The organism is Acinetobacter bereziniae LMG 1003 = CIP 70.12 (assembly GCF_000368925.1).
In the GTDB taxonomy this organism is placed as follows: Bacteria; Pseudomonadota; Gammaproteobacteria; order Pseudomonadales; family Moraxellaceae; genus Acinetobacter; species Acinetobacter bereziniae.
The window spans coordinates 2,501,272-2,527,908 of sequence record NZ_KB849756.1 but is presented as its reverse complement, the minus strand read 5'-3'; the positions used below and the strand labels follow the sequence as shown (position 1 = coordinate 2,527,908).

The following is a 26,637-nucleotide window of genomic DNA, read 5'->3' as shown; positions in this document are numbered from 1 at the left end:
CAACTCTAACTTACAAATCTTGAATTAAACCAACCACACGTTGTGTCGCATCTGGTTGAGCTTGTTGACGGGCTTTAACTGCCATTTCCATCAATAACTGACGGTTCATCAACGGCGTGAGTAAATCTTTTAGGGAATCTGGTGTCATGGTACTTTGTGGACAAATTTTCGCAGCACCCGTTTTTTCCAAAAATTTGGCATTGGCAGTTTGGTGATCGTCCACGGCACTTGGCAATGGAACAAATATCGCCGCCACACCTGCTGTTGCTACCTCAGTCACTGTTAGCGCTCCTGCACGGCAGATAATTAAATCTGCATTGCTGTAAGCCTGTGCCATATCCTCGATAAATTGTTGAACCTCAACCTGCATATTATCGGGAGCATTGGCATATAACGCTTGGGTAGTATCTTGTTTATTTTGACCACATTGATGAAATATGTTTAATGGCACATTGAGCTGTTTCAAAGCTTCAGGCAAACATTCATTCAATGCCTGCGCTCCCAAAGAGCCACCGACAATTAAAATATGTAATGGTTCATGCGCATTTTCTCGTTCTTTATAACGAAAAGATGGATTGTAAATCCCCGTAATCTCTGCACGTACAGGATTTCCAGTCGTCACAATCTTCGCACTTTGGGGGAATGTATTTGGGAAAGCTTCACATACCGTTGTAGCAATTCGTGATAATTGGGTATTGGTAAACCCTGCAACAGCATTTTGTTCGTGGATCAGAATTGGAATCCCCAATAAGCGTGCAGCTAAACCGCCTGGACCTGCCACATAACCACCGAAACCGGCAACAGCATCAACTTTGAGCTGTTTCATATAACGCATCGCGCTTAAGGTTGCTTTTAAAATTTTAAAGGGCGCAGCCAGTTTACGTACAATTCCGTTCCCGCGTACACCTTGAATATCAATTTGATAAATTGGAATATCGTGTTGTTTTAAAAGTCGGTTTTCCATACCTGTTGGTGTTGCCAACCAAGACACTTGGCTGCCTTGTTGCTGCAATTCTTTTGCAACTGCCAGTGCAGGAAATACATGTCCGCCTGTACCCGCCGCCATCATCATGACGTGTTTCGGTGTGCTTTGCTGAGGTTTGGTCACGGTCTAATTCTTCAATGCAAAAATAAATGTTTAACGAATATTTTAAACAACCAATTGTAATCACAATCCGCTATGGGGAAAAGTTTATTTACTTTTTTTCACCAAGCCTTTCATTGTTTTTTTCTACTGTTTTGAAAGTTTAAACTACTTTTGTCATTAATCTGCTAAAAAAAGTAGAATTCAATGTTATTTTTTTTATTTTTGCATGATTTATCCAGTTCAACCCAAAAAAATAGAGTCTGTCTAGACTCTATTTTTTAGCATCATTTAAAAATAAATCGATCATCTCACTATAAAATGTCATTCCACTAAATATGATGTTTAAGCAGATTTACCCGCCTCCAGTACATCAAACAGATCATCTGCGATTGAAGTACCAAATTGAGTATCGATCTCACGGATACAGGTTGGGCTGGTCACATTGATCTCAGTAACATAATTACCAATCACATCCAAGCCAACAAAGACCAGACCTTTTGCTTTTAAAAATGGACCAACTTTTGCAGCAATGGCTTTATCATTTTCTGTTAATGGACGCGCTTCACCTAAACCGCCAGCAGCTAAATTTCCGCGTACTTCGCCATTTTGTGGAATACGCGCCAAACAATAAGGTACTGGTTCACCATTGATCATTAAAATGCGTTTATCGCCCTCTACAATTTCAGGAATGTAGCGTTGCGCCATAATCGGTTGTGTACCATTTTCAGTTAAAATTTCGATGGTTGAACCAATGTTTACCCCATCTTGGTATAAACGAAAAATCCCCATTCCCCCCATACCATCTAAAGGCTTAACGATCACATCACCATGTTCCTTTAAGAATTCACGAATTAAACGCTGTTGTGAGCTGACTAAGGTTGGTACTTGTAAATCAGGAAATTGTGTTGCGAAAAGTTTTTCATTGCAGTCACGTAAACTTTGTGGTTTGTTGATGATCCACGCACCTTCCCGTTCTGCCTGCTCTAAAATATACGTGGTATAAACAAAGTTCATGTCAAAAGGTGGGTCTTTACGCATCAACACCACATCATAAGCAGCGATAGACTCTTTGGTTTTTTCACCCAACTCATAATAATGACTGTAGTCTTCAAAAACTTTAAGGGGTGAAATCAAACCAAATGCTTTGCCTTGATCAATATATAAATCTTGTTGCAATGCATAACCCAATTCATGTCCACGACGTGATGCAGCCCACAGCATCGCCATAGTTGAGTCTTTTTTGAGGTTTACACTTTCGATGGGATCCATCACAACAAGTACACGCATTTTGATACTCTGATAAATTTTTGGATTGCATGCAGTATAGCGGAGATTATGCCGTTCTTTTTCGAAATTTCGCTAAACTATTGGCAATAATTGTGAATAAGACCATCAAAATGTTGCAAACTATCCTTGGTTTTGAAATAGATGAAGAATATCATTATGTTGCTTTGCTTTCTTGTGGGCACCGCCACATATGCGCCGAGTTAAGAGTTAAAGCATTGGAAAACATTAATAAATTTGTGATGATGGTGTGGCAGATATTAACCTCTTACTGTGAATATTTACCAACAACCATCATTAAGTCACAATCATGAATGTATTTGAACAATTAATGCAAGCCCTTCCTACTCATTTTTCCGAACTCGCTTACCAACATGAAGCATTTCAACGCATTAGAAAAATCAAAAGCCCTGAAGAACTTTTTCAAATTATCATGTTGTATTGTGTACACGATTTATCATTGAAAAGCTGTGCAGGCGTGTTTGCTCAAACATATGGTCGTCTGTCCGATGATGCGATTAAAGAACGATTATGTAAGAGCATAAACTGGATTAAATCACTCATAATTCATATGTTTAAAATCACACACCGACAAAGTGACGACAGCTTACGTTTTGTAATCGTTGATAGTACAAGCATCCAAGAACGCGGTGCAGATGGAGCGACATATCGCTTACATACAGCAATGGACTTATGGAATTTATCTTTACTTGAAGTTGTACTCAGTACTCGTAAAGTCGCAGAAAGTTTACAACATCATAGGTTTGAGAAAGGAGATGTGGTGATTGCCGATCGTGGCTACAGTCGCACAAAAACCATCCTTCCTGTTGTTGATATGGGGGTAGAAATAGTGATTCGGTACAACCCAAATTCGATGCTGACTTATGAAAAAATAATAAAAAACGATCATATAGAGTTCAAACAAATAGATTGGCAAGAAAAATTAAATCAAAATTCTAATCAACCGCAAGTGATAGAAGCTTGGATGATAGGAGGAACGAAAACAGAGCAAAAATACTACAAAGTATATATTCATGCATTTCCTAGAAGTGAAGCAGACGCAGAGCAAGTACGTCGAAAAATTAAGAGGCAATCCAGTAAAAGGTGTGCAAAGAACCCACCAAAAGCGATCACATTGTATTTGGCTAATTGGATGTTGATCATCAGTACTTTGCCACCAACACGTCTTTCGGCAGAACAAATCAAGAATATTTACCAAGCACGTTGGCAGATTGAAATAGCATTTAAACGACTGAAAAGTATATTAAATATTGATAAGTTACGCGCTAAGAAAGGAAGTATGCTTGCAGAGGTTTATTTATTGGGTAAGTTACTCTATGCGGTCTTATTAGAAAAATTGATTGTGCAAAAATTTCCGCATACAACTTTATTTGAGTTTTGGAATGAACGTCCGTTAAGTCTTTGGCGACCACTCACTCTAATACAAAATCAAGTTAAAGCAGGTTTGATGGCATTGTTTCCGATGCGCTCTGAATTTACAGAGGATATACTTTATAGCCTGTCAGAACGCAGGCGAAAGCGGAAATTACAGTTTATGATCAAATGAATTTATGATGAAATTCAAATAATTGAAGAGTTATTATGGCTTAACTCGGCGCATATGGGGCACCGCCAACATATGCGCCATCTTCCGCCTTGGCAAAATCGACCTTGGGTGATGAGTGCACAAGGTCGTCAGGAAAAAATTGCAACGCCTATAGATTGTAAACAGTGTGATTTCCCCAAAAATAGTTTATAAATTAATTTATTCGCCGAATAAAAAGAGCTACCCATGTCGAATCATTCTGAATTAGAAATAAAAACCTACTACAACAAACTCGCTGAAGACTATGACAACAATCGTTTTAACAACAGTTATGGGCAGTATTTAGACCAACAGGAACGAGATTTTCTCAATCGAATACTTAAAACCATACCACCTGAGCAGTGTATGGATCTGGGTTGTGGTACAGGTCGTTTATTGGATTATGCCCATTATGGCGTGGATTTTAGCCCTGAAATGCTTAAAGTTGCTAAAGCAAAATATCCAAACAAAGACTTGCTCGAAGGTCGTTTAACTGAAATACCAATAGCTAACCATCGCTTAAACGCCATCTATAGCTTTCATGTGATCATGCATCAAGATCATGCAACCACCATCCAATTTTTAAATGAGGCACATCAAAAATTAAAATCAAAAGGTCAGCTTATTTTTGACTTTCCTTCCGCCAAGCGTAGACAAGTGGTCAAACACCAACAAGAAAACTGGCATGCAGGACATCAAATGACTTTGTCGGAAATTGAAAAAATTGCAGGCACCCAGTGGAAATTGATTGCCAGTCAGGGGTTCTTATTCTTCCCCATTCATCGTATTCCCAAACGCTTGCGTCCACTATTCAGAAGCTTGGATAATCTATTCTGCCGTTCATTTTTAAAAGAATATGCGTCTTACTTGGTTGTTGTTTTAGAAAAACAATCCTCTCTTTAACCTCACCCACTAGCATAACTCTACATGAAAAAATATTTACCTAAATCATGGAAATTACGTTATCAGCAGTTGCGAAGGTATAGCCGAGAACATCTATTTTCCTCAGCAAATTTTGCGTTGACACAACAAAATTTATGGCTATCGGAATACCAAATTTCAACGTCGCAGGAAATCAAATCGAATGCTTATTTCTCAAATAAAATCCACAATATTGATCTTGCCATCCAAACCTTAAATGGCGTGATCATTCAACCACAGCAGATTTTTTCATTTTGGCATTTGGTGAAAGCACCCACCTTAAAAAATGGCTATAAAGCAGGACGCAATCTAGTGAATGGGGTCATTTCAGAAGATCTTGGAGGTGGAATTTGCCAAATTTCGTCTTCACTCTATATCAGTGCATTAAAAGCTGGTTTAGTGATTGTAGAAAGGCATTCACATTCTATAGATATTTATCAAGAACATGAACGTTTTACACCTTTAGGCAGTGATGCCACTGTGGTCTATGGATACAAGGATTTGCAGTTTCAAAACAATCTCAACATTCCTCTTCAAATCCAAGTTTTAAGACAACACAATCAATTGATCACGCACTTGGTGAGTTTAGACGTTATTCAAGAATACACATTAAACTTCACCATTGAAGAGTTTCAGACACACCGTGTCGCCCATACCTTTCAAAATCAGAAACATATTGTTCAAAGTATTTATTTGCTCAATTCACATATGGATGATGAGAGATAATCTCTCTAGCTCATGCCAACACTTTATCTGTGCGAAATAGAGCCTTACAAGCAGTGAGAGGCTATGTGCGAGCTTAATCACACAGATAGAAATCCTTGCGTTGATCAAAAAAATCTTGTTTCAAATTAAAGAGCGTGATGCAGGACTGTCGTAGTCACAGCCCGATGCTTCTTTTCCTCTGTTTTTATTTTTAATTTTTTTCTTTAAATTGTTGTTGGTTATTTTCAATTAAATATTGATATGCAGTTTTTGGATTACGAGGCAAATCTAGTTTTACACGACAGGAAACTTCATTATCCCTTTCAAAAACAATAATTTCAGCATTTAATTCAATTGGGCGACCAATTTCAAAATCCGTTTGATCGAGACTCGCTCCGAATAATTCAGCGTATTTTGTTTCTAAATAGCCAATCGTGAAATCTTGTACCATCACTTTGATCGTATAATGTTGTCTTGGATATTCTGGTTCACGCTGTATGGATGATTTTCTGATATAGCTGTCATTTGACGGTCTTAACATCAGTTGGTTGATCAATTTTTTTTGCGCTTGCGCATTGATATTTAGAACCAGTTCAAACTGTTCTAAACCTTTCCACTGAAAAGGATATTGTCGAAAATAAATATCTCTTTCAAATTGGTATCGTTGCCAGCGTCGTTGGTCGATCTGTTTGGCAAAAATAATGCCTAATACAGCCACAACAACGATTATCACAAGAATTAACATTGAATATGGTACCTAATCCTTCATTGACCATAAAAATAAGGAGCTGATGCTCCTTATCTTATCTAATTTTTCAGCTTATATACCATATTTCACACGGTAAGCTTCCATTTTCGCTAAAGCATCTTTGTCGCCTTTCGCATCCAGATAATCCATCAAGTCTTTCATGGTAATTAAAGCATGAACTGGGATCTCAAGCTCTTTCTGAACTTCTTGAATCGCAGACAACTGACCTTGACCTTTTTCTTGGCGATCAAGTGCAACCAATACACCTGCAATTGTTGCACCTGCATTTTTAAGAATCGTGACAACTTCACGAATCGCAGTACCTGCGGTAATCACATCATCAATAATCCAAACTTTTTTGCCTTCAACTGAAGCACCCACCAAAACACCACCTTCACCATGATCTTTTGCTTCTTTGCGATTGAACCCCCAAGGTACACTCTGATTGTGAACTTGAGATAGCGCTACAGCAGTCGCAGCAACGAAAGGAATCCCCTTATACGCTGGTCCAAAAATTACTTCGACGTTGTTACATTGTGTTAATTTATCTGCATAACCTTGAGCTAAAAGCGATAATGCTTCACCATCGTTGAGTAAACCTGCATTAAAAAAATAAGGGCTCACACGACCTGATTTTAAAGTAAACTCACCAAATTTAAGCACACCACGTGATAATGCGAGTTCGATAAAAGCTTGTGGGTTAAACTGAGCTGGCGTTGACATGAGGTGCTCCAAAATTCATACATTGAGGTTATGACTGCGCATGATACCAAAGAGTAGCTATCCAAGTGATCAAAAAATTTTAAGAGTTGTCTCAATTAACGTAAATGGCTTACGTTCATCCGTCACCAAAGGCTTACTCGAATGGATGGAAAAGTCGGATGCCGACGTAATCTGTATCCAAGAAAGCCGCATTACACACGAGCAATGGACAGATAAATTTAAACCAGAGGGTTGGTTTACCCATCTGTTTCCTGCGCAAAAATCAGGTTATGCAGGTACTGCAATCTATAGTCGTTTGCCTTTTAAATCGATCAGCAATGGTCTAGGTTTTGAGCTTGCAGACAGTCAAGGTCGCTTTATCCAAGCTGAATTTGATCTTGGTTTAGATAAACCAGTACAAATTTGCTCATTGTATCTCCCTTCAGGTTCATCTGGTGATGAAGCTCAGGCGCGTAAAGACCATTTCTTAGAAGAATATGCAAAAATTTTAAAACAATGGCGTGATGAAGACAGATCAATCATTGTTTGTGGTGATTACAATATTGTGCATAAACGTATCGACATTAAAAATTGGTCGGGTAATCAAAAATCTTCGGGTTGCTTACCTCATGAACGTGCTTGGCTTGATCATATTTATGATGATTTAGGTTATGTCGACACCTTCCGAGAAGTACGTAAAGAAGCTGAACTATATTCTTGGTGGTCCAATCGCGGACAAGCTCGGGCAAAAAATGTCGGGTGGCGAATTGATTATCATGCTTGCTCACCTGACTGGAAAGAGCGTACCGTCAATGCTTGGGTGTATAAAGATGAATGGTATAGCGACCATGCTCCAGTGGTCATTGACTACAAAATTTAAGCCAATTTGAGTGGTTTTTATTCAAAATCCACTCAATAAGTTTACAAGTGTGCACTGAATATGCGGTAAAAACCTACAAAATTTGTCGTGTTATCGTATATTTTCTTCACTGCAATAAGCGCATTATACCTTCCACGGCACAGGGACATTGTCAGGATGACAGCAAAGGGATAGGACGCCGTAGGACGAAAAGAAATAAATATGTTGAATATTTATTTTGCAAGGATGTGACATTGGACGTTGTAATGAGACCCGCATAATCAGGATGATTAGATGCGGGTTTTCTCTTTTTTATTTTTGCTTTTTTGTTTTTGAGTTATTTTAAAAATCTTTTATCTCAGTCGATCTCATGCCAACTTAATCAAAAGATTAATCCTACTATATTAATTTTTTATGACAGAACACCCTCTGCTTTAAAATATTTTATCTATTCTATACAGTCTAGATCGACAATTTTGTTACTCTTTCAGTTAAATCACACAATTGTAAGTTAGGTTAAGACATGTTGAAAATTTACGGGATCAAAAATTGTAACTCAATGAAGAAAGCTTTTGATTTGCTCACAACACTTGGCTTGAGTTATGAGTTTCATGATTATAAGAAGCAAGGTATCGACAAAGATACGGTTCAGTTATGGCTAGATCGCTTAGGAAAAGATGTGGTGCTGAATAAAAAGGGGACAACATGGAAAAAACTCAGTGAACAAGAGCAACAGCTTGCCTTATCCAGTGATCAAAATTTAATTGATGCACTCACAACCCATACCAGTTTAATTAAACGTCCTGTGATTGAACAGAATGGTCAATTTGTGGTGGGTTATGATGAAGACCAAATTAGAGCCTTAAAAACTGCTGTATAAACGTTCTACGCTAAACTATAAAAAAGCCTGATCGATTGATCAGGCTTTTTTAGATGATAGAAACGTCCGTCTTAGTTTGCACGTACCCATGTTTGGTTACGACCTAAAGCCGAGATGCCCATATAGCCACGTAACTTTAATTGATTCCCAGCGAGTTCGCCTTTCAGTTTATAGGTTTTGCCATTTTTAGGATCAAGAATCGTACCATTGTCATAACTCTTACCACCGACATTTTGTAGTCCGTGAACAATGGTCACGCCTTTCAATGATTTATTGTGATAAGGTCCTTCACATTTGCTGCACGAGTTTTCTTCACCTGGTGTTAAAACACTTTGGATCGTTGCCGTCAATGTTCCATTTTTTTGTTCAGTGAATTTTACAATTGCCTTTGGTTGTTTCGTCGTATCATCAATTGTTTTCCAAACTGTTCCATTGAGTGGATCTGCAGCGTTTGCAAGAACTGTTGCCGATAATACGCCTAATGCGAGTACAATTTTTTTCATTGTTTTGTTTTCCCTAGTCTAATTGACAATCTATAGTATCAAAAACTTGCGTCAATTAAGCAATTCTTCTATGTGACTATATAGTGTACCCTTGTAACAAATGTTGGTAAATCAACAAAAATAAAGTCGAAAATTTAACAATATGGAATAAACGTGAAGATGAACTCAGCCCTGAAACAATATCTTACAGAATCTATTCTTAAATCCAGCTTCAAATTTCCAAGTCGCTTTAATCTTCCTCCTGCTACAGCGCGCTTTGCGATAGAGCAACTTGCACGCGTTTTCCCACAACGTAAAGATGTACAAATACGTCCTTTACGGATTGCAGGGATTCGAGCAGAAGAGATCAAACCTCAAGCACAATCAACTCAAATGATTCTACATATCCATGGTGGCGCTTTTTTTGTAGGATCGCTTAAAACGCATCGTGCTTTTCTTTCCGAAGTTGCAGCACGAACACAAATGCAAGTGCTACATCTGGATTATCCTCTCGCACCTGAGAATAAGTTCCCTGAAGCGGGTGACGCCATTTATGATGTTTATCAACAACTTTTGGATCAAGGCATTCAACCCAAAGACATCATCATTTCAGGTGATTCTTGTGGTGCAAATTTAGCTCTGGCATTAGCGTTAAGAATTAAAGCAGAAAATAAACAACAACTTCCAAGCGCATTAATCCTGATGTCTCCATTTCTAGACTTAACGCTCACAGGAGAGTCTTTGCGTTATAACCAAAAGCATGATGCACTGCTGTCTATAGAAGCGCTTGAATCTGGCATTGATTTTTATGTTCCGAAACATCTAGATCGTTCTTTGCCAGCGCTATCCCCAATTTTTGGCGATTTTGAAGGTCTTCCTCCAACACTTGTACAAATTGGTTCCAAAGAAATTTTGCTTTCGGATGCACAACGTTTTGAAGAAAAAGCCAAAGAAGCAAATGTTCAGGTTAATTACAAACTCTACACCGGCATGTGGCACAATTTTCAGATGTTTAGCCCATGGTTTGAGGAAGCAAAGCAATCTTTAGCAGATCTCGCAGAATTTGCACATAAAATTGATCAAGATTAACCCTTAAACCCCTGCCTCAGACCAAAAACAACAGAGAATATGCAGAATTCACTGTTGTTTTTTTTATTTATATCAATCACGAAATTTAAGCCTTACCCAAACAGCTTCAACACTATTTTTATCGTCAATCTGCTTAAAAAAGTATACAGTAAAAATATAATTTCTATTGATCAATACAACCAATGCGATGAATATATTATTGAATGATTTAAAGTTTTCATTGCCATGCTTTATATTTAGAGTTTAAATAGATTTGCGTAGGTAATGAGACTCATTGCTCAACCATTTTTTGTTTAACCATATTCTTGCGCTGCAAACAAAGCAGTGCTTTGTTTTTTTATATCCCCCACACAACATGGCGATATCCATGCCTTCTCTCGATAGAAAGACCATCTATGATTCAAAAATACAAAAATAAATGAATTTCTAAACGCTTCTAATAATTTTTATAAAAGCCTGAAATATATTGAATATGCATGATTGAAATCAAATTACTCGTATCAATAATCAGATGGTTTGACTATATTGTTAAATTTTACTGCAAAATTAGTCACCCTTTTATAAATTATGTTTATATTCATCAATTATTTACATCAACTTAAATTTGAGTTTGGCTGAATAAATTGCTACATTCTCAGAATCACACAATAAAAATCCAAGCACGGATGGATTAAATGATGCGTAATAAAATTTATTCTGAAAGACGGCGTAAAATTCACTCATTATTCAATCAAGTGTTGAAACACTCTTTTATTGCCAAGCTTATTCACAAAAACCAAGTCAATCATGATTTAGAAATTGACTCACAAACAGGCATATATAACCAATTTGCCATTAATAGCTATTTAAAAGAATTGCACCCACAAAGTGAATCTTATTATGGGATTATTTTGCTGAGCGTCGATAATTTAAATACGATTAAAACTCAATATAATTTAAAGACAGCAAATAAAGCTTTGGCTGCGATTGCTAATGAACTATCACAAAATATCCGTGAAACAGACTTGATCGGTCGCTATAGTGAGTCCGAATTTATTTTAATTTTAAGTGATGTCAATCAAACGCAAGCGCAACAAATTGCATTGCGTTTAACAGATTTGATTAACAATCATGAGTTTAAAATTAACAACAAAGTCCTGTCGCTTAAAACCAGTTGTGGTGTCTCCGTCTCGGGGCGAGACAGTATGAGCAGTACAGTCTTACAACAGGCTGATGAAGCACTCTACATGGCAAAAAACAATCGCCATCAATTTTATTCAAGTACAGGAGTTCAATCTTAACAAAACGTTTTTAAATCATCGAAGCACTGTTTTTAATGTGTGTATTTTTATAAAAAATTTTTAACAAATCATGCATAATAATGTTTTGTTAACATAAATTTTAGTCATTATAATTTAGAAAATGTGATCAATATACAATGATGACTGACTAACAGAATAGAGGAATAAATATGGATGGCAGAATCAAATTTAGGCATTAATCTTTTTTTTAAAAAACTGAAAACACAATTTGATTCAAACATCATTATGAATTGGAGCAGTTTGCATAAGTGTATTCTGATTCTCATCCTCACTATGGCGCTGCATCTCTCCTGGATTGCATGGAAAGTTTTTATCCTTTTGACCCCAGAAACTTGGCAATGGGTCAATATCAGCTTGATTCAATCGCAGTTGATGGTCAATCTTGGTTCAACACTACTGCTTTTTTTTCTGATCCTATTTTGTTATTTTTTCCAACATAAAACATGGGCGAACACCATCTTACCCCATATCGTCATCAGTATTTTTATTATGTTAATGCTCACTGATGGTTTTTTAGTCGGAATTTATAGCCCTGCAACAGTATTTGCATTCGTGTGTATTTCAGGTTTGGGGCTCATTTTATTCAATCGAAAAATTATTTATATTCAACTCATCACGGCCCTAGTGATTTATATTTCAATGATGTTCTTTACCTATTGGCACATCATTCCTTATGCACCCATCTTTAGCATACGCATATTAGAGAATAATCGTCATGACAATCTGTTCTGGGTAGGAACGATGTTGTATTTTATTATCCCCATTTTAATGGTGTGTTTAATTTTATGTGAAATTTTATTGTCACAGTGGCGACATAGAGAGTCTTTAATCAAAAAACTCAGCGAAACGGATCCACTCACCAATTTATATAATCGTCGTTTTTTTAATGAAAAACTCGATGCAATGCAAAGCAAAAAAACCCACTATGCCATTATTTTAATTGATATTGATCATTTTAAAGATATCAATGACTTATATGGGCACCACTTTGGTGATGAAGCATTATGCCAAGTTGCCAAACTGCTCTCTTCACAAATTCGCCATTCCGATATCGTGGCGCGGTATGGTGGTGAAGAATTTATTATTGCTTTACCTGACACCACATTGGACAGCGCTCAAGCATTTGCTGAACGTTGTCGATTGGCGATCCAAAATCAAGTCATTGAGTCACTTGATCATCATTATGTGCAACTGACTGCAAGTTTCGGGATTGCCACCTCTATAGATGATGACAATATCAGTAAAATTATTCATCTGGCAGACAAAGCATTATATCGCGCAAAACAATCTGGGCGTAATCAAGTGCACTTGTATCACGCGCCGATCAATGAAATCGCTTAACTTTGGTATTTAGTCAGACAATGTTCGATATTGTTCTTCACATGCCACAAATCTAAACTCAGCCTGTGCTTCAGCAATCCATTGTTGCACCGCTGGTACAGTCAACATTTTTTGAATATAGCGTTCACTGTTGTCTGTTACAGGAATTCCATAGGTCATAAAACGCATTACCACTGGCGCATAAAATGCATCCACAATACTAAAATGCTCCCCACATAAGAAACCATCCAACTGTGGACGTTCCGACCACAGTTGTACAATACGATGCACATCTTGCTGTAGCGCTGGATGATCTTGCCAAAGTTTTAAACCAATATCTTTTAAATCCGCATCAATATTCATACCACATGTACTGCGTAGCGCAGTAAAGCTACTGTGCATCTCCGCAGACATCGACCGAGCCCGTGCGCGCTGTTTGATCTCTTGTGGCCATAACTGTTTTTCAGGAAACTTCTCAGCAAGATATTCACAAATCGCCAAGGAGTCCCAAATTAAAAAGCCATCATCAACCAGAGCAGGCACTTTGCCTGTAGGATTAATTTTTAAAATACTTTGCTTAAATTGACTATCCATGTCGAAGTGATCAAACGGGATTAAACGCTCCTTGAACGGAATGTTAAAATGTTGAATCACAAGCCAAGGACGCATAGACCAAGTTGAATAGTTTTTATCACCAATAAAGAGTTCTAACATTTTTATCCTCCTCTATTTATTTACATTTTAAAAAGAGCATAACCAAGTTTTTGCCTATCTAAAAGCATAAAAACTCGGCAACAAAAAAAGGAGCAGTTTAACTGCTCCTTTTTTCTGAATGGTCTGGTTTAGAATAAATAGGAAATACCAAAACCTGCTTTATAGCTACGATCGCGACCGTTTAAATCAACACCGACACTGCCATCAAGCTGAGTGCGTTCATTCACAGCATAGATCAAACCTGAACCTAGACCATATTCATAATTTTTGCTTTCAGTTTTTGAATAAACGAATTCAGAAAAACCTGAAAGATTGCCTGCAATTTTATAGCCTATTGTAGGAATAGCTGTGACTGACCAATGACCATCTTGCACCGCATAGTCCATAGTGATACCCGTATTAACCAAATCGTTATACTGGTAAGCTAAAGATGTTCCAATACTGTAAATATCGTCTTCTTCAGAAAAACCTTCATTGCCCGTTGCAATCAATGCTTTTGCCAAGATCGCCATAGACAACTTATCATCTTTTAAATCAATGGCTTTTTTAATCCCAATAGAAACATCACCCAAACCAGAGTCATCGTCTTTCACGCCTCTATACTTGGTTTGTGTCCAAGCTGGACCTTGCCAACCTAACTGCAATTCCATACTTGAGGTTAAACCTGTACGAAGTAGCATATCGCCATTGAGGGTTACAGTTTTTGCTTTTGCGCCATCTACTCGGGTTTCAGTGTAGGTTGCACTTGGTAGACCTTGCTCCCAAGCCAACTGACCTACTGGAGTAATTCCTGTTCCAAAACCTGATCCAGGACGATCAAAAGAAAATTCTGCTGCCATTGCGCTTATACTTAGGCTCGAAGCAAGGGCTAATGTGATTCTATTTAAAATTGCCATATGAAGACTCAAAATTTAAGGTAATTCTTTGGACATTTTCGCACCGCGACTACGTAGTAACTCTAAAGATTCTTTCTCTTCAGGTAAAGCCTGAGACCAATCTATTTGATCAAATTCACAATCAAAAAACAAATCACTGATCGATGACAAAATGGTTTTACCTTCATCATCTTTGGTATTAGGATCAACTTTATGATCTAACAGCTTTTGAATTACCGGCACACACGCTGCGCTTGCTGCATCCCATAAAGGACCATAACACTCTTCTGCATCCCATAAATAAAAATTTGCTTTAGCATCAATCAAAGCATTTAAAATGTCTAAATGTGGTTGTAAATCTTGAGCTTTTTGTTCCGCACTTAGGGGCTGCCCTGCTTCATAAGCATCACAGATTTTTTCCCACCATTTAAATAATCCATCTGACCAGATAGATACTGCTGGACCTTTTTCTGGCTCCATAAAGTTAGGGTCAAACCCATCTGCGAGCAAACGTTTCACTTGAGCAAGGTCTAAATCTTCTAAAGCCTGTATAAAGACTTGTTGTTGTGCTGATAACATTTTGATCTCACTATTCTATTCCTATCAACATTATGACGAATATTTTAAAAATAGCTTTGAAAAAATTTAATACTTCATTTTTTTGGTTTAAATGGCATTTATTGTTAACTTATGACAAAGTGCATCGCATTTTTTGTTTTGATTCATAAAAAAAGGCCCTAAGGCCTTTTTTCTACTCATGCTTCATCCGCATCTGCAAGTTCTAACTTACCACCACGTGGATTTTCAGTTTTCTCCAAAACATGCTCTAAGCTACGTTTTACGCGATCGATCGCACCATGTAACGAGAGATCTATATTTTTAGCTCGATGTTTTACCACCACCGGTTTTAGACCTGCTGCTTTCACTTCGATCATACATTGAATATCATCATCCCCACCTTTGTCCCCATTTTCATCACTGATATGAACTGAAAATTGGGTAATACGCTCACTATGACGTTGGAATTCTTGATTTAGCTCGTCGCGTACATAAGTAATTAAACGATCACTATTTCTAATATTTTTATCTGTACGGATTTCAATATTCATAAAAAAACCTCTTTTTTCATCTAAAACAGTGCAAAACTTATATTTTTGGCTCATTCAAAGCCTACTGTTTAAAACAGCTTTTCACCTTCAATAAATTGGAACCTTAACTCCTCTATTGCAAAGATGAACACTTTTAATGATCTGCAGATAGGTGTTCTTATATCTTCAATATCAGGCTATATTGAAAAATATGCAAGCGGATTTTTAACTTTTTTATGAAAACAATATGAAAAATGACATCTTGTTACTTTACTTTATAATTTAATGATTTTTTTAAATTTTTTAGCATTAATCCTGAGTAAATTAATCAACTCTATATAAAAGGATGATGATTGCGTGAATATAAAAGTTCATTTTCTAATTTATTTTTAGATTCACTTTTTCAACACACTTCCCTACTTGATGTTTACATATTTATTTACATTCCATCTATTTTTAGCTTTATTTTTATCGCGGAATCTGTATCCTTGAAGCGCTTTTCTTGGGGGAAAGATTTTTCATGAAACTTACACATCTCGCTGCGATTTGTGCAATCGCTTCAACTGCAACTATGGCTCAAGCTGCGCCAGTTTGGCAAGATTTTAGTATTACCGGTCTTTATGGTGAAAACTATGAATTAACGCCAGATGAAAAACAATCTACAATTACGTTTGAGTATGCAGCAAAGCTAAAATACGGCGATTTTTTTGCATTTGCAGACCGTACTAACAGTGGTGGTCAATCAGACACTTATTTTGAAGTTTCACCACGCCTCAGTTTAGGTGCAGTTTCAGGGAAAAAACTTGAACTTGGTCCAATCAAAGATGTATTGATCGCAACCACTTGGGAAGGTGGTAAAGATATGAACAACTACCTCTATGGTGTTGGCGTAGATTTAGCGATTCCATATTTCCAATATGCACAATTAAACTTCTACCGTGCCAATAACGAAATCCAAGAAGATGACTATCAATTGACATTCACTTATGGAATTCCATTCAAAATTGCTTCTGAAGAATTCTTAGTAGATGGTTTCCTAGATTGGTCAACTGCAGAAAAAGATCAAGTTGCTCACTCAAGTGAATTAAACTGGACAACACAATGGAAATGGAATGCTGGTAAACACATTTCTCCAGATACTCGCCTATATCTTGGTGTTGAACATTCTGTATGGCATAACAAATATGGCGTTCCTGGCAAAGATGAAAATAACGTCAGCGCACTTGTGAAATATCACTTTTAATTGATCGTCTAGGTATTGATAAAAAAGCAGGGGTTCAACCTTGCTTTTTTATTGCCCTTAAAAATAAATCTTTTTAAAATAAACAGACAAATTTTCTTTTGATCGACATTCATGAATTTTCAGATCCGCCCTGCGAAAACCTCAGACCTGACTGAGATCATGCATATTTATAATCAAGAAATTAAAACAGGTTTAGCCACTTGGAATAGTCAATTAAAAACCTTAGAAGATTATCAACAATGGTTTTTAGAACTGGAACAAAATCGATTCCCCGTGTTTGTGGCAGAAGAAACCTCTACTCACGCGATTGCAGGTTATGCCGATTATGCGAGTTTCAGAGCAATCAATGGCTATAAACAAACTGTAGAGCATTCTGTTTATATTGATCCAAGCTATGCACGGCAAGGACTGGGTAAACGCCTCATGATCAAACTCATTGAACATGCACAACAACAAGGCATACATGTCATGGTTGCTGCAATCGATCACGAAAATGCAGCATCAATCTATCTACATCAGCAACTCGGATTCATCCAAACTGGCTATATGCCTCAGGTTGGTCAGAAATTTGGCATGTGGCGTGATTTGGTGTGGATGCAACTTAATTTTGATGAAGCATTAAGCATGTGAAATTAAAAAATAAGTTTCTTGCAAATTAAATATATCTCTATAGCCAAAGCGCTTGATTAGAATTGGATGTTAATTCAAGATGAAAAATCACACATTTTGTTTTTGGCTTTTCCAAAATCTGTTGTATAACAATGAATAATATTGCCTACTTTCTGAGCATCTATGAATAAAATTATAATCAGCCTACTGGCACCATTGGCTCTGATCCTTCATACATCAAGTTACGCTGCTGACTATGTTGACCCAAATGTCAAACAAGGGTGTGCCAAACTTAGTCAATATCGTAAATTGGGACAAAAATTTTACGACCAGAAAAACTATAAAAAGGCACTTGATCAGTTTCAAAAGCAAGCATCATGGAGCGATTTTTGTCAGTCGGTTGGTCAAGAAGAGACTGGCGTCCAAGTTTCAGACAATGACATCGACATTGCCAATAATAATGTGGGTTTAACCTATAGCAAACTCAATCAACCCTTATGGGCAAGAGCATGGTTTCAAATTAAACCCACAAAAACCAGTCAATTTAATTTAAAAAAGTTAGCAGTCCCTCAAGCAAATAGTGACTTTACCGGAGAATATGTCAGTTATGCTGGTTTTGGTGAGTGGAATCGGGTTAATGTTAAAAAGCGTGATCAGAAATATCACATCGAATTCACTGGTTTATGGATGGGACCTCGAAGCCTAATTTATGGTCCTAATATTGGTGAGTTTGAAACAGAAATGCCTCTTCAAGCGAAGAAAGCAAGCTATCGTTATAAAAATTGTCGAATTGCCATCAATTTTACTTATAGCCCGTCTTTAGGAAATTTTATTGAAGTGGAACAATTAACTGAACAGACCGATTGTGGCTTTGGTATGAATGTTTCATCAACGGGCTATTATCAGAAAGTTGAACCTCGATAATATAGGGCTTAATCCCCACCTCTCTTCACTTAGGGAGGTGGGCAAAATGTTTTCTAGATTTTGTTAAATGGCAACTAAATCTCGAATCCCCTTTTCAGGCATTTCTTCACCAATACCTTGTGCCACCACCTGCCCACGTGCCATCACCGTATAATTATCCGCCAACTCCTCAGCAAAATCATAAAATTGCTCGACCAATACAATCGCCATTTCTCCACGATCCGCTAATTTTCGAATCACTCGTCCAATGTCTTTGATAATTGAGGGTTGAATACCTTCCGTAGGCTCATCTAAGATCAACACTTTAGGTTCGGAAGCCAAAGCACGTGCGATGGCTAATTGTTGTTGCTGTCCTCCTGATAAATCGCCCCCACGGCGATGTTTCATTTCATCGAGAACTGGAAAAATTTCATATAAGTGCTCAGGAACTTTACGGGTTTTTGCGCCAGAAAATTTTGCCATGCCGATCAAAATATTTTCCTCCACAGTCAGCGTAGAAAAAATATCCCGCCCTTGTGGAACATAAGCCAACCCTGCTCTCACCCGTTGTTCAGGATTCATTTTGGCAATATCTTGACCATCTAGAAGAATCTGTCCTGACTTAATTGGTAAGATCCCCATCAAACATTTTAATAAGGTGGTTTTTCCTACACCATTTCTGCCCAAAACCACCGAGCATTCACCGATTGGCGCATTGAGGCTAACATCACGGAGAATATGACTTCCGCCATAAAATTGATTGATGTTTTTAACTTCCAACATAATACGTCCCCCCTTAGCGCCCTAAATACTTTTCAATCACGTCTTCATTCGCCTGAACTTCTGCCAATGTGCCTTCGGCGAGTATTGCACCTTGTGCAAGCACGGTGACTTTTTCACTAATGGTATCGATAAAGCTCATATCATGTTCAACCACCAACAAAGTATGATTCTTTTTTAACTCCAAACATAATTCAGCAGTACGCTCGGTTTCTGCATCGGTCATGCCTGCAACAGGCTCATCTAGCAGAATCAGTTTTGGGCGTTGCATTAATAGCATCCCGATTTCAAGCCACTGCTTTTGCCCATGTGACAATAAACCTGCTGGCTTTTGAATAAACTCTTGTAAACGAATTTGCTGCAAAGATTCATCTAATGCCAACTGTGCATCAGGGCTTAATTTGCTGAAGAAACTTTTTTTCACCGTTTTATCTTTAGGTGCAGCAAGGAGCAGATTTTCCATGACCGTAAAATTTTCAAATACAGTCGGTTTTTGAAACTTACGACCAATCCCAGCTTCAGCAATTTGCTCGGTACTCATTTTGGCTAAATCATAGTTTTGACCAAAAAAAGCCGAACCCTCTGTTGGACGTGTTTTGCCTGTGATGACATCCATCAAGGTGGTTTTGCCAGCACCATTTGGACCAATGATGCAGCGTAATTCACCTTCTTCAATATAAAGAGACAAATCATTTAAGGCACGAAAGGAATCAAACCACACACTGACTTTTTCTAAATACAGTGCAATACCATGGCTAAAATCGGCGCCTTCGGCTTTAGGGCGACCGTAACCTTCACCAATTTGACCACCATGTTGAGCATTTAAACCTAAGTCTGATAACAGTGCTGACATTAGTGATCTCCTTTTTTGAAACGTTCAAATAACCCGATCACACCTTTCGGGAGGAAAATAGTCACAACAATAAACAATGCACCTAGAATCAATAACCATGCTTCTGGATAGGCAACTGTAAAATAGGTTTTTACCCCATTAATTAATCCTGCACCGAGAATCGGACCAATCAGAGTACCCCGTCCACCTGCGGCAACCCAGACAGCCATTTCAATTGAATTGACAGGGTTCATTTCGCTTGGATTAATAATGCCTGCTTGCGGTACATACAATGCACCTGCAATTCCAGCAATAACTGCTGAAATGACCCATGCAGATAACTTATACCAAAGTGTTCGATAACCTAGATATTGCAAACGGTTTTCACTGTCACGGATCGCACCCAGTACTCGACCATAAGGTTTATTCATTAAACTGCGTAAACCTATAAAGCTCAGGAGTAATACCACAGCCGTCAGGAAGCATAAGCTAGCTCGCATAGAAGCGGAGGTAATATCCATTCCGAGAATCGTTTTGAAACCAGTAAAACCATTGTTGCCACCAAACCCTGTCTCATTGCGGAAAAATAACAATGCTGCTGCAAAGGTCATGGCTTGGGTAATAATTGAAAAATACACCCCTTTGATTTTGGAACGAAAAGCAAAAAATCCGAAAATAAAGGCAATTACACCTGGGACTAAAACAACCAACACCAAGGCCCAAACAAAATGTTGAGTCCCAACCCAATACCAAGGCAATTCAGTCCAACTGAGAAACCGCATAAAATCGGGAAGTTGATCCCCTGCCGACTCTCGCATCAAGTACATACCAAAAGCATATCCGCCCAAAGCAAAGTAAAGCCCATGCCCCAGACTTAGAATGCCGGCATAACCCCACACCAAATCCAACGCCAGTGCGACCAAAGCCAAGCACATGATTTTGCCAATCAAAGTGACCCAATACGCTGAAAGATGTAGACTTGAATCCTGTGGCAGTACATGGAACCACGGTAAAATCAGCATCACTGCAAAGCATATTGCGATCGCGATTGCACTGTAGGGTTTATCTGAAAGTAATGCAGTGATTTTCATATATTTACTCCACAAAACGACCTTTGATGGCAAATAAACCTTGTGGACGTTTTTGAATAAACAAAATCACAAGCACCAAGAGAATAATTTTAGCCAGCACAGCACCCATGCCGATTTCGAGAATTGTTCCACTGACACCAAGTCCCAGCGCCGCCAAAACTGCTCCCCAAACCTGCCCGACGCCACCAACCACAACGACAAGGAAAGCATCAATAATGTAGTTTTGCCCCAAATCTGGACCGACATTACCTACTTGTGCCAAAGCACAGCCTGCAAGTCCTGCAAGCCCTGAACCTAAGCCAAATGCCATCATGTCGATACGTGCCGAGCGAATCCCGACAGCCCGTGCCATTTGACGATTTTGCGTGACTGCACGAACAAATAAGCCAAACCGAGTTTTATTGAGTAGATAGACCAGTAACAGCAGTACAGCAATGGTAAAGACGATAATCGCAATACGGTTGTATGGCAGCATTAAACTTGGTGTGATTGAAATACCGCCTGAAAGCCATGAAATATTTGATACTTCAACATTCTGAGCACCAAAGATCATTCGAACCAATTGCATCAAGATGAGACTTACACCAAAAGTTGCCAATAATGTTTCCAATTGACGACCATATAAAGGGCGAATCACGGTTCGTTCTATCAACATGCCAATCAAGGCACTAACAAGGAAAGCCGCAGGAATGGCAGCAATCAAATACCAATCCAGATATGCACCTAAATGTGTTTTAAAAAAGCTTTGCACCACATAAGTGGTGTAAGCACCGATCATGATCAACTCACCATGCGCCATGTTGATGACGCCCAGTAAGCCATAGGTAATCGCAAGCCCAAGAGCAGCAAGCAGTAAAATACTTGCCGTACTTAAACCTGAAAAAACATGTCCAGTCCATTCACTGACCTGGATTCGTGTTTTGATACTGCTTTGTGCACTGACCAATACTGATTTTAATTCTGGGTTTAAGTTTGGTTGTGTCAGCGCTTGTTCAACGATGGCTAAAACATCAGGGCGATTAGAATCTTTTAAGGTTTTTGCAGCTTGAATTTTGGTCAAAGTATCAGGGCTATTAAAATCCATTCTGGCCTTTAGCTGTGCTAAACGTGCTTTGACTTTATTATTGTTTTCATCTAGATAAAGCTGATTGATCATTTTTATATCCAGCTCATCTAAGTTGTTTTCTAGAATATCAATCGCGGCAAGACGCTGTGAAACATCTGTAGACTGTAATTTGATTTTTGCTTGAGCAAAGCTCAAGGCTTTGTGTAGGGTATTGACCAAAGTCACTTGATTTAAATCACCCGGCCAATCCGTTATTGCTTGCTCATCGGGATAACTGAATAATTTATCCCCCTCTTTCATCAAATAAGTATTGCCTGAACTATCGGTGTAGAGTTGATCTTTTTCAACATAAGCAACCAACTGGTCAAGTTGTTCAATACTGGCAGGCCATTGATTGAGCATTGCACGGCGACTGGCGAAATCTCCGCGTACAAATTGCTGAATTGCATCATCATGAGATGCAGCTTTTTGTGTGGTTAATGCAGCTCCCATTGGCGCTGTATGTGAGGATTCAGCAGAAATAGTTTGAATCAGGAACAACTGGGAAATCATAAAAAAAAGTGTTGCAAAACTTAGTCTGATCGACATACGCAACTCCCCCTATTCTTGTTGAAATACAATGACGCTAGATCTTGGTCATGGGTTAAGCTTGCTGAAACACAGCAAGCTTCGGGGTTTAAAATGCCTATTTAGGAATATACGGACTCCACGGCTCTGCTTTGATCGGTTGAGGGCTCTTATACACCACATCAAACTGCCCATCGGCGCGAATTTGCCCAATCATGACGGGCTTATGTAAGTGATGATTGGTGGCATCCATGCTTAATGTATAACCAGAAGGGGCTTTGAAAGTTTGACCTGCCATTGCATCACGCACTTTATCCACGTCCGTTGTTCCAGCCTTTTCAACGGCTTGTTTCCACATATGGATACCGACATAAGTTGCTTCCATTGGATCATTGGTGACTAATTTGCTTGCATTCGGTAGTTTGTATTCCACTGCGTACTGTTTCATTTTATTGATAAATTCTGCATTTACTGGATTCTTCACCGACATGAAGTAGTTCCACGATGCCAGATGCCCGACCAAAGGTTTGGTATCAATACCTCGTAATTCCTCTTCTCCGACTGAGAATGCCATCACTGGAATATCCGAAGCTTTGATTCCCTGATTGCCCAATTCACGATAAAACGGCACATTGGAATCGCCATTGATAGTTGAGATCACAGCGGTTTTTTTACCCGCAGCAAATTTTTTGATATTTCCAACAATGGTTTGATAGTTACTATGACCAAAAGGTGTGTATTCTTCCATAATGTCTGCATCGGCGACGCCTTTAGACTTTAAGAATGCACGCAAGATTTTGTTGGTGGTGCGTGGATAAACATAGTCCGTACCTAACAGAACAAAACGTTGCGCCTTTCCACCTTCATCACTCATCAAATACTCAACCGCTGGAATCGCTTGTTGATTCGGTGCGGCGCCTGTATAGAAAATATTTTTAGATTGCTCTTGACCCTCATACTGCACAGGATAGAACAACAAACCATTGAGCTCTTCAACAACAGGTAATACCGACTTACGTGAAACGGATGTCCAACATCCAAAGATCACCGCCACCTTATCTTGGGTAATCAACTGACGCGCTTTCTCAGCAAATAGTGGCCAATCTGATGCTGGGTCAACCACGACAGGTTCAAGTTTTTTCCCCATCACACCACCGCTTGCATTGATTTCATTGATTGCCATCAATGCCGTGTCTTTAAGCGAAGTTTCTGAGATCGCCATAGTTCCTGACAGTGAATGTAAAATACCCACTTTGATCGTGTCGCCACTTGCAGCAGGTGCCTTGTTTTCAGCGGTAGTGGGTTTCGCGTCAGTTTTATCAGCAGGCTTTGAACACCCCGTCAATACCATGCTCCCCATCATTGCAGCAACTAACAGTGTTTTTGAAAACATTTTTTGTTGGAACATGATTTTTTCTCCAAACCTTTTGGTGCATTTTTAAATGCATGATTTTGTTTATACCTAACAGGCTGGATTCAATTTCTATGCCAAGTGGAAAATTTAATTTTTTTGAATAGCTTTCTTAAAGCAATAACATATTGAAAATTAATAAGACTATCAGTACTATTTTTTTCTCTAAAGCAGATGAATTATGCTCTACAAATACCTATCCAATAGGATAGAAAAGGAGAGATAGCGAATCTAAAAATGCGAGATTAAAGTCCACACTGATCAAATTAAGTGCGATTTTTCCGCTTAAAAATGAGCAAAGAGAGTGCAGATTGAGTGTGATAAGTTAGGATAAAAACGGACAATTCCTGTACTTTTAAAAAGTCAATATCGTCAATCTGTTGAAAACTCATACCGTAAAATAGAACCTCTCTTGATCAATAAAATCAATGCGATGAATTTATTGTTGAATGATCTAAAGCTTTTATTGCCACGCTTTAGCGCTTATGAATAATCAAGCAGTTTGACTATAGGTTGGGCAATATGGATTTAAAAGCGGATAAAAAAAGATGAGGTCTTCTAGACCTCATCTTTTTACAAGAGCTTTTATCAAAGCATATGCTGTTTAAACAGTTAAATCTGCGAGATTACCTTTTTGCTCTAACCAGTCTTTGCGATCACTGGCACGTTTTTTTGCCAGTAATTTGTCCAATAAGCCTGCGGTATGATGTGCATCATCTAAATCCAACTGAACCAAACGTCGAGTGTTTGGGTCTAAAGTTGTTTCACGCAATTGGCTCGCGTTCATCTCTCCCAATCCTTTAAATCGGGTGATCTGCGGGTTCTTAGACTTTACTCTCTTTAAGATAGCTTCTAACTCATCATCATCCAATGCATAATAAACATCTTTATTATCGTCGATTCGATACAAAGGCGGCATCGCTACGTATAAATGCCCTGCATCCACCATTGCTGGGAAATGTTTCACGAATAAAGCACACAACAACGTTGCGATGTGTAAACCATCAGAATCCGCATCGGCAAGAATACAAATTTTGCCATAACGTAATTCTGAAAGATCGTCACTTCCAGGATCCACACCAATCGCGATCGCAATATTGTGAACTTCTTGAGAAGCTAAAACCTCATCCGAAGACACTTCCCATGTATTTAAGATTTTGCCACGAATCGGCATAATGGCTTGGAAGTTTTTATCACGCGCCTGTTTGGCAGAACCGCCAGCTGAATCCCCTTCCACAATAAAAAGTTCTGATTCTTCAAGCGTATGTCCAACACAATCTGATAATTTCCCAGGTAGTGTAGGTCCAGCAACGATTTTTTTACGTTCAACTTTCTTTGCTGCTTTTAAACGTCGACCAGCTTTGGCAATCACGATTTCAGCCAATTGCATGGCAACTTCGGCATTCTGATTGAGCCACAGGGCAAAAGCATCTTTGGCAATATTCAAGACAATATTGGATGCTTCACGACTAGAAAGACGTTCTTTGGTTTGACCTGAGAATTGTGGTTCTTGGAATTTAAGTGAGAGAATGAAATTCACACCATCCCAAACATCTTCTGCTGACAATTTCATATTACGTGGCAATAAGTTACGCAATTCACAAAATTCACGCATCGCATCGGTAACACCTGAACGTAAACCGTTCACATGTGTACCGCCTTGTGCTGTTGGAATCAAGTTGACATAACTTTCTTGAATCTGCTCTCCACCTTCGATATTCCAGCAAATTGCAAATTCAGCACTGGCACGCTCAGCTTCGCCTGTTGCAACAAAAGCAGGTTCAGGAATAATTTCACGATCTTGCAATTCATCCATCAAATAGTCGACTAAACCATTTTCAAATTGCCATTCGATTTTCTCGTCATTAATCTGATCAATATAATTAATCTGCAAACCTGCAGCCAAAACAGCTTTAGCTTTTAAATTGTGCTTTAACGCTTTAAGCGCAAATTTAGGCGAATCAAAATACTTAGCTTCAGGCCAAAAACGTACCGTTGTGCCTGTTGCACGTTTAGCAACTTTACCTTCTAAAACTTCTAAAGGTGCGACAGGTTCACCACGCTCAAAAGCCATTTTATAGAGATTGCCTTGGCGCTGAACCTCAACCTCAACACGATCAGACAAGGCATTTACCACAGAAATCCCGACCCCATGTAAGCCGCCAGAAAACTGATAATTGTCTGTACTGAACTTACCACCTGCGTGCAGTTTGGTCAGAATAATTTCGATGCCACTTTGTCCATACTCAGGATGAATATCGACTGGCATACCACGACCATTGTCTTCAACAGATAAAGAACCGTCTTTATATACCGTGACAGTGATTTTGTTGGCATGCCCTGCAAGTGCCTCATCGACCGCATTATCAATAACTTCTTGCGCCAAATGATTTGGACGCGTGGTATCTGTATACATGCCTGGACGACGACGCACAGGGTCTAAGCCAGATAATACTTCAAGTGATTGAGCCGTATATTGAGACACGTTTAAGTTT

At 38.6% G+C, this 26,637-nt stretch carries 28 protein-coding genes; 13 read left to right on the top strand and 15 right to left on the bottom strand.

Annotated features, from left to right (window positions below; all coding sequences use genetic code 11):
• Nucleotides 1-10: 10 nt before the first annotated feature.
• Both murG and gshB read right to left on the bottom strand, forming a co-directional pair.
• Nucleotides 11-1,108: an undecaprenyldiphospho-muramoylpentapeptide beta-N-acetylglucosaminyltransferase gene (gene murG / locus F938_RS21590; protein ID WP_010590909.1), complete on the bottom strand. Its 1,098-nt coding sequence runs from the start codon at nucleotides 1,106-1,108 to the stop codon at nucleotides 11-13.
• A gap of 321 nt (nucleotides 1,109-1,429) precedes the next feature.
• The gene (gene gshB, locus F938_RS21585; RefSeq protein ID WP_005035167.1) at nucleotides 1,430-2,374 is read right to left on the bottom strand and encodes a glutathione synthase; all 945 of its coding nucleotides are present in this window, start codon (nucleotides 2,372-2,374) and stop codon (nucleotides 1,430-1,432) included.
• Between the two features lie 92 nt (nucleotides 2,375-2,466).
• Between gshB and F938_RS24845 the strand changes: the two genes are divergently transcribed.
• Genes F938_RS24845 through F938_RS21565 form a run of 5 tightly spaced genes read left to right on the top strand, consistent with a single transcriptional unit; the run spans nucleotide 2,467 to nucleotide 5,603 of the window.
• Nucleotides 2,467-2,685: a hypothetical protein gene (locus tag F938_RS24845; RefSeq protein WP_228129523.1), complete on the top strand. Its 219-nt coding sequence runs from the start codon at nucleotides 2,467-2,469 to the stop codon at nucleotides 2,683-2,685.
• Nucleotides 2,682-3,938 carry a transposase gene (locus F938_RS21575; protein ID WP_005034183.1) on the top strand — a complete coding sequence of 419 codons (1,257 nt, stop codon included), beginning with the start codon at nucleotides 2,682-2,684 and terminating at the stop codon, nucleotides 3,936-3,938. The genes F938_RS24845 and F938_RS21575 overlap by 4 nt, the downstream gene beginning before the upstream one ends.
• The gene (locus tag F938_RS23465) at nucleotides 3,939-4,130 is read left to right on the top strand and encodes a DUF3565 domain-containing protein (RefSeq protein ID WP_051084258.1); all 192 of its coding nucleotides are present in this window, start codon (nucleotides 3,939-3,941) and stop codon (nucleotides 4,128-4,130) included.
• A 33-nt stretch (nucleotides 4,131-4,163) separates the two neighbouring features.
• On the top strand, nucleotides 4,164-4,859 hold the full coding sequence (locus tag F938_RS21570) for a class I SAM-dependent DNA methyltransferase (protein ID WP_004826071.1): 696 nt from the start codon (nucleotides 4,164-4,166) through the stop codon (nucleotides 4,857-4,859).
• A gap of 24 nt (nucleotides 4,860-4,883) precedes the next feature.
• Nucleotides 4,884-5,603, top strand: a complete 720-nt coding sequence (locus F938_RS21565; protein ID WP_005035164.1) for a VanW family protein — start codon at nucleotides 4,884-4,886, stop codon at nucleotides 5,601-5,603.
• A gap of 190 nt (nucleotides 5,604-5,793) precedes the next feature.
• On the opposite strand, the gene F938_RS21560 is transcribed toward F938_RS21565, so the two are convergent.
• Complete coding sequence (locus F938_RS21560) at nucleotides 5,794-6,327, bottom strand: hypothetical protein (protein ID WP_004826067.1); 534 nt, start codon at nucleotides 6,325-6,327, stop codon at nucleotides 5,794-5,796.
• Between the two features lie 75 nt (nucleotides 6,328-6,402).
• Complete coding sequence (pyrE, locus tag F938_RS21555) at nucleotides 6,403-7,053, bottom strand: orotate phosphoribosyltransferase (RefSeq protein ID WP_004826066.1); 651 nt, start codon at nucleotides 7,051-7,053, stop codon at nucleotides 6,403-6,405.
• A 40-nt stretch (nucleotides 7,054-7,093) separates the two neighbouring features.
• Between pyrE and F938_RS21550 the strand changes: the two genes are divergently transcribed.
• Both F938_RS21550 and F938_RS21545 read left to right on the top strand, forming a co-directional pair.
• Nucleotides 7,094-7,912, top strand: coding sequence for an exodeoxyribonuclease III (locus tag F938_RS21550; protein WP_004826064.1), 819 nt, complete (start codon nucleotides 7,094-7,096; stop codon nucleotides 7,910-7,912).
• A 502-nt stretch (nucleotides 7,913-8,414) separates the two neighbouring features.
• Nucleotides 8,415-8,771 (top strand): Spx/MgsR family RNA polymerase-binding regulatory protein, encoded by a 357-nt coding sequence (locus tag F938_RS21545; RefSeq protein WP_004826062.1) that lies wholly within the window; start codon nucleotides 8,415-8,417, stop codon nucleotides 8,769-8,771.
• A gap of 71 nt (nucleotides 8,772-8,842) precedes the next feature.
• Here F938_RS21545 and F938_RS21540 read toward each other — a convergent pair whose 3' ends face one another.
• A complete protein-coding gene (locus F938_RS21540) occupies nucleotides 8,843-9,274 on the bottom strand; it encodes a DUF2147 domain-containing protein (RefSeq protein WP_004826060.1) in 432 nt (143 codons plus the stop codon).
• A gap of 159 nt (nucleotides 9,275-9,433) precedes the next feature.
• On the opposite strand from F938_RS21540, the gene F938_RS21535 reads away from it, so the two are divergent.
• From F938_RS21535 to F938_RS21525, 3 genes are all read left to right on the top strand, one after another.
• Entirely contained in the window at nucleotides 9,434-10,342 is a 909-nt protein-coding gene (locus tag F938_RS21535) for an alpha/beta hydrolase (protein ID WP_004826058.1), read from the top strand.
• Nucleotides 10,343-11,016: 674 nt separating this feature from the next.
• Entirely contained in the window at nucleotides 11,017-11,622 is a 606-nt protein-coding gene (locus tag F938_RS21530) for a GGDEF domain-containing protein (protein ID WP_005035160.1), read from the top strand.
• Nucleotides 11,623-11,796: 174 nt separating this feature from the next.
• Nucleotides 11,797-12,984: a GGDEF domain-containing protein gene (locus F938_RS21525; RefSeq protein WP_005035157.1), complete on the top strand. Its 1,188-nt coding sequence runs from the start codon at nucleotides 11,797-11,799 to the stop codon at nucleotides 12,982-12,984.
• A 9-nt stretch (nucleotides 12,985-12,993) separates the two neighbouring features.
• Here F938_RS21525 and F938_RS21520 read toward each other — a convergent pair whose 3' ends face one another.
• The 4 genes from F938_RS21520 to F938_RS21505 form a co-directional block, all read right to left on the bottom strand.
• Complete coding sequence (locus F938_RS21520) at nucleotides 12,994-13,677, bottom strand: glutathione S-transferase family protein (RefSeq protein ID WP_005035155.1); 684 nt, start codon at nucleotides 13,675-13,677, stop codon at nucleotides 12,994-12,996.
• 128 nt (nucleotides 13,678-13,805) lie between these two features.
• Nucleotides 13,806-14,573, bottom strand: a complete 768-nt coding sequence (locus F938_RS21515) for a transporter (RefSeq protein ID WP_005035152.1) — start codon at nucleotides 14,571-14,573, stop codon at nucleotides 13,806-13,808.
• A 15-nt stretch (nucleotides 14,574-14,588) separates the two neighbouring features.
• Complete coding sequence (locus tag F938_RS21510) at nucleotides 14,589-15,131, bottom strand: ankyrin repeat domain-containing protein (RefSeq protein ID WP_005035149.1); 543 nt, start codon at nucleotides 15,129-15,131, stop codon at nucleotides 14,589-14,591.
• Nucleotides 15,132-15,307: 176 nt separating this feature from the next.
• Nucleotides 15,308-15,661, bottom strand: a complete 354-nt coding sequence (locus tag F938_RS21505; protein ID WP_004826046.1) for an HPF/RaiA family ribosome-associated protein — start codon at nucleotides 15,659-15,661, stop codon at nucleotides 15,308-15,310.
• A 499-nt stretch (nucleotides 15,662-16,160) separates the two neighbouring features.
• On the opposite strand from F938_RS21505, the gene F938_RS21500 reads away from it, so the two are divergent.
• The 3 genes from F938_RS21500 (at nucleotide 16,161) to F938_RS21490 (ending at nucleotide 18,416) form a co-directional block, all read left to right on the top strand.
• Nucleotides 16,161-16,883, top strand: a complete 723-nt coding sequence (locus F938_RS21500) for an outer membrane protein OmpK (RefSeq protein WP_004826043.1) — start codon at nucleotides 16,161-16,163, stop codon at nucleotides 16,881-16,883.
• Between the two features lie 111 nt (nucleotides 16,884-16,994).
• Nucleotides 16,995-17,513 carry a GNAT family N-acetyltransferase gene (locus F938_RS21495; RefSeq protein WP_005035146.1) on the top strand — a complete coding sequence of 173 codons (519 nt, stop codon included), beginning with the start codon at nucleotides 16,995-16,997 and terminating at the stop codon, nucleotides 17,511-17,513.
• A gap of 162 nt (nucleotides 17,514-17,675) precedes the next feature.
• Entirely contained in the window at nucleotides 17,676-18,416 is a 741-nt protein-coding gene (locus tag F938_RS21490; protein WP_005035144.1) for a hypothetical protein, read from the top strand.
• 63 nt (nucleotides 18,417-18,479) lie between these two features.
• On the opposite strand, the gene urtE is transcribed toward F938_RS21490, so the two are convergent.
• The 6 genes from urtE to parE all read right to left on the bottom strand — a co-directional run bounded on the left by urtE (nucleotide 18,480) and on the right by parE (nucleotide 26,627).
• Nucleotides 18,480-19,178: an urea ABC transporter ATP-binding subunit UrtE gene (urtE, locus tag F938_RS21485; protein ID WP_005035141.1), complete on the bottom strand. Its 699-nt coding sequence runs from the start codon at nucleotides 19,176-19,178 to the stop codon at nucleotides 18,480-18,482.
• A gap of 13 nt (nucleotides 19,179-19,191) precedes the next feature.
• Nucleotides 19,192-20,028, bottom strand: a complete 837-nt coding sequence (urtD, locus tag F938_RS21480) for an urea ABC transporter ATP-binding protein UrtD (RefSeq protein WP_004826035.1) — start codon at nucleotides 20,026-20,028, stop codon at nucleotides 19,192-19,194.
• Nucleotides 20,028-21,098: an urea ABC transporter permease subunit UrtC gene (gene urtC, locus F938_RS21475; RefSeq protein WP_005035138.1), complete on the bottom strand. Its 1,071-nt coding sequence runs from the start codon at nucleotides 21,096-21,098 to the stop codon at nucleotides 20,028-20,030. Before urtC ends, urtD begins: the two co-directional genes overlap by 1 nt.
• 4 nt (nucleotides 21,099-21,102) lie before the next feature.
• Complete coding sequence (gene urtB, locus F938_RS21470) at nucleotides 21,103-22,752, bottom strand: urea ABC transporter permease subunit UrtB (RefSeq protein ID WP_005035136.1); 1,650 nt, start codon at nucleotides 22,750-22,752, stop codon at nucleotides 21,103-21,105.
• A 97-nt stretch (nucleotides 22,753-22,849) separates the two neighbouring features.
• Complete coding sequence (gene urtA / locus F938_RS21465) at nucleotides 22,850-24,139, bottom strand: urea ABC transporter substrate-binding protein (protein ID WP_005035133.1); 1,290 nt, start codon at nucleotides 24,137-24,139, stop codon at nucleotides 22,850-22,852.
• Between the two features lie 607 nt (nucleotides 24,140-24,746).
• A complete protein-coding gene (parE, locus tag F938_RS21460; protein WP_004826028.1) occupies nucleotides 24,747-26,627 on the bottom strand; it encodes a DNA topoisomerase IV subunit B in 1,881 nt (626 codons plus the stop codon).
• Between the last annotated feature and the right edge of the window lie 10 nt (nucleotides 26,628-26,637).

What these genes read in the sequence shown, in the direction of transcription:
- F938_RS21560 (WP_004826067.1), bottom strand. Translation starts at nt 6,327, where the DNA reads ATGTTAATTCTTGTGATAATCGTTGTTGTGGCTGTATTAGGCATTATT.
- F938_RS21510 (WP_005035149.1), bottom strand. Translation starts at nt 15,131, where the DNA reads ATGTTATCAGCACAACAACAAGTCTTTATACAGGCTTTAGAAGATTTA.
- F938_RS21530 (WP_005035160.1), top strand. Translation starts at nt 11,017, where the DNA reads ATGATGCGTAATAAAATTTATTCTGAAAGACGGCGTAAAATTCACTCA.
- urtC (WP_005035138.1), bottom strand. Translation starts at nt 21,098, where the DNA reads ATGAAAATCACTGCATTACTTTCAGATAAACCCTACAGTGCAATCGCG.
- F938_RS21525 (WP_005035157.1), top strand. Translation starts at nt 11,797, where the DNA reads ATGGCAGAATCAAATTTAGGCATTAATCTTTTTTTTAAAAAACTGAAA.
- urtB (WP_005035136.1), bottom strand. Translation starts at nt 22,752, where the DNA reads ATGTCGATCAGACTAAGTTTTGCAACACTTTTTTTTATGATTTCCCAG.
- gshB (WP_005035167.1), bottom strand. Translation starts at nt 2,374, where the DNA reads ATGCGTGTACTTGTTGTGATGGATCCCATCGAAAGTGTAAACCTCAAA.
- F938_RS21545 (WP_004826062.1), top strand. Translation starts at nt 8,415, where the DNA reads ATGTTGAAAATTTACGGGATCAAAAATTGTAACTCAATGAAGAAAGCT.
- F938_RS21550 (WP_004826064.1), top strand. Translation starts at nt 7,094, where the DNA reads ATGATACCAAAGAGTAGCTATCCAAGTGATCAAAAAATTTTAAGAGTT.
- F938_RS21575 (WP_005034183.1), top strand. Translation starts at nt 2,682, where the DNA reads ATGAATGTATTTGAACAATTAATGCAAGCCCTTCCTACTCATTTTTCC.
- F938_RS21505 (WP_004826046.1), bottom strand. Translation starts at nt 15,661, where the DNA reads ATGAATATTGAAATCCGTACAGATAAAAATATTAGAAATAGTGATCGT.
- F938_RS21500 (WP_004826043.1), top strand. Translation starts at nt 16,161, where the DNA reads ATGAAACTTACACATCTCGCTGCGATTTGTGCAATCGCTTCAACTGCA.
- F938_RS21570 (WP_004826071.1), top strand. Translation starts at nt 4,164, where the DNA reads ATGTCGAATCATTCTGAATTAGAAATAAAAACCTACTACAACAAACTC.
- F938_RS21540 (WP_004826060.1), bottom strand. Translation starts at nt 9,274, where the DNA reads ATGAAAAAAATTGTACTCGCATTAGGCGTATTATCGGCAACAGTTCTT.
- urtE (WP_005035141.1), bottom strand. Translation starts at nt 19,178, where the DNA reads ATGTTGGAAGTTAAAAACATCAATCAATTTTATGGCGGAAGTCATATT.
- F938_RS21490 (WP_005035144.1), top strand. Translation starts at nt 17,676, where the DNA reads ATGAATAAAATTATAATCAGCCTACTGGCACCATTGGCTCTGATCCTT.
- urtA (WP_005035133.1), bottom strand. Translation starts at nt 24,139, where the DNA reads ATGTTCCAACAAAAAATGTTTTCAAAAACACTGTTAGTTGCTGCAATG.
- F938_RS21535 (WP_004826058.1), top strand. Translation starts at nt 9,434, where the DNA reads ATGAACTCAGCCCTGAAACAATATCTTACAGAATCTATTCTTAAATCC.
- F938_RS21495 (WP_005035146.1), top strand. Translation starts at nt 16,995, where the DNA reads ATGAATTTTCAGATCCGCCCTGCGAAAACCTCAGACCTGACTGAGATC.
- F938_RS21520 (WP_005035155.1), bottom strand. Translation starts at nt 13,677, where the DNA reads ATGTTAGAACTCTTTATTGGTGATAAAAACTATTCAACTTGGTCTATG.
- F938_RS21565 (WP_005035164.1), top strand. Translation starts at nt 4,884, where the DNA reads ATGAAAAAATATTTACCTAAATCATGGAAATTACGTTATCAGCAGTTG.
- F938_RS21515 (WP_005035152.1), bottom strand. Translation starts at nt 14,573, where the DNA reads ATGGCAATTTTAAATAGAATCACATTAGCCCTTGCTTCGAGCCTAAGT.
- pyrE (WP_004826066.1), bottom strand. Translation starts at nt 7,053, where the DNA reads ATGTCAACGCCAGCTCAGTTTAACCCACAAGCTTTTATCGAACTCGCA.
- urtD (WP_004826035.1), bottom strand. Translation starts at nt 20,028, where the DNA reads ATGTCAGCACTGTTATCAGACTTAGGTTTAAATGCTCAACATGGTGGT.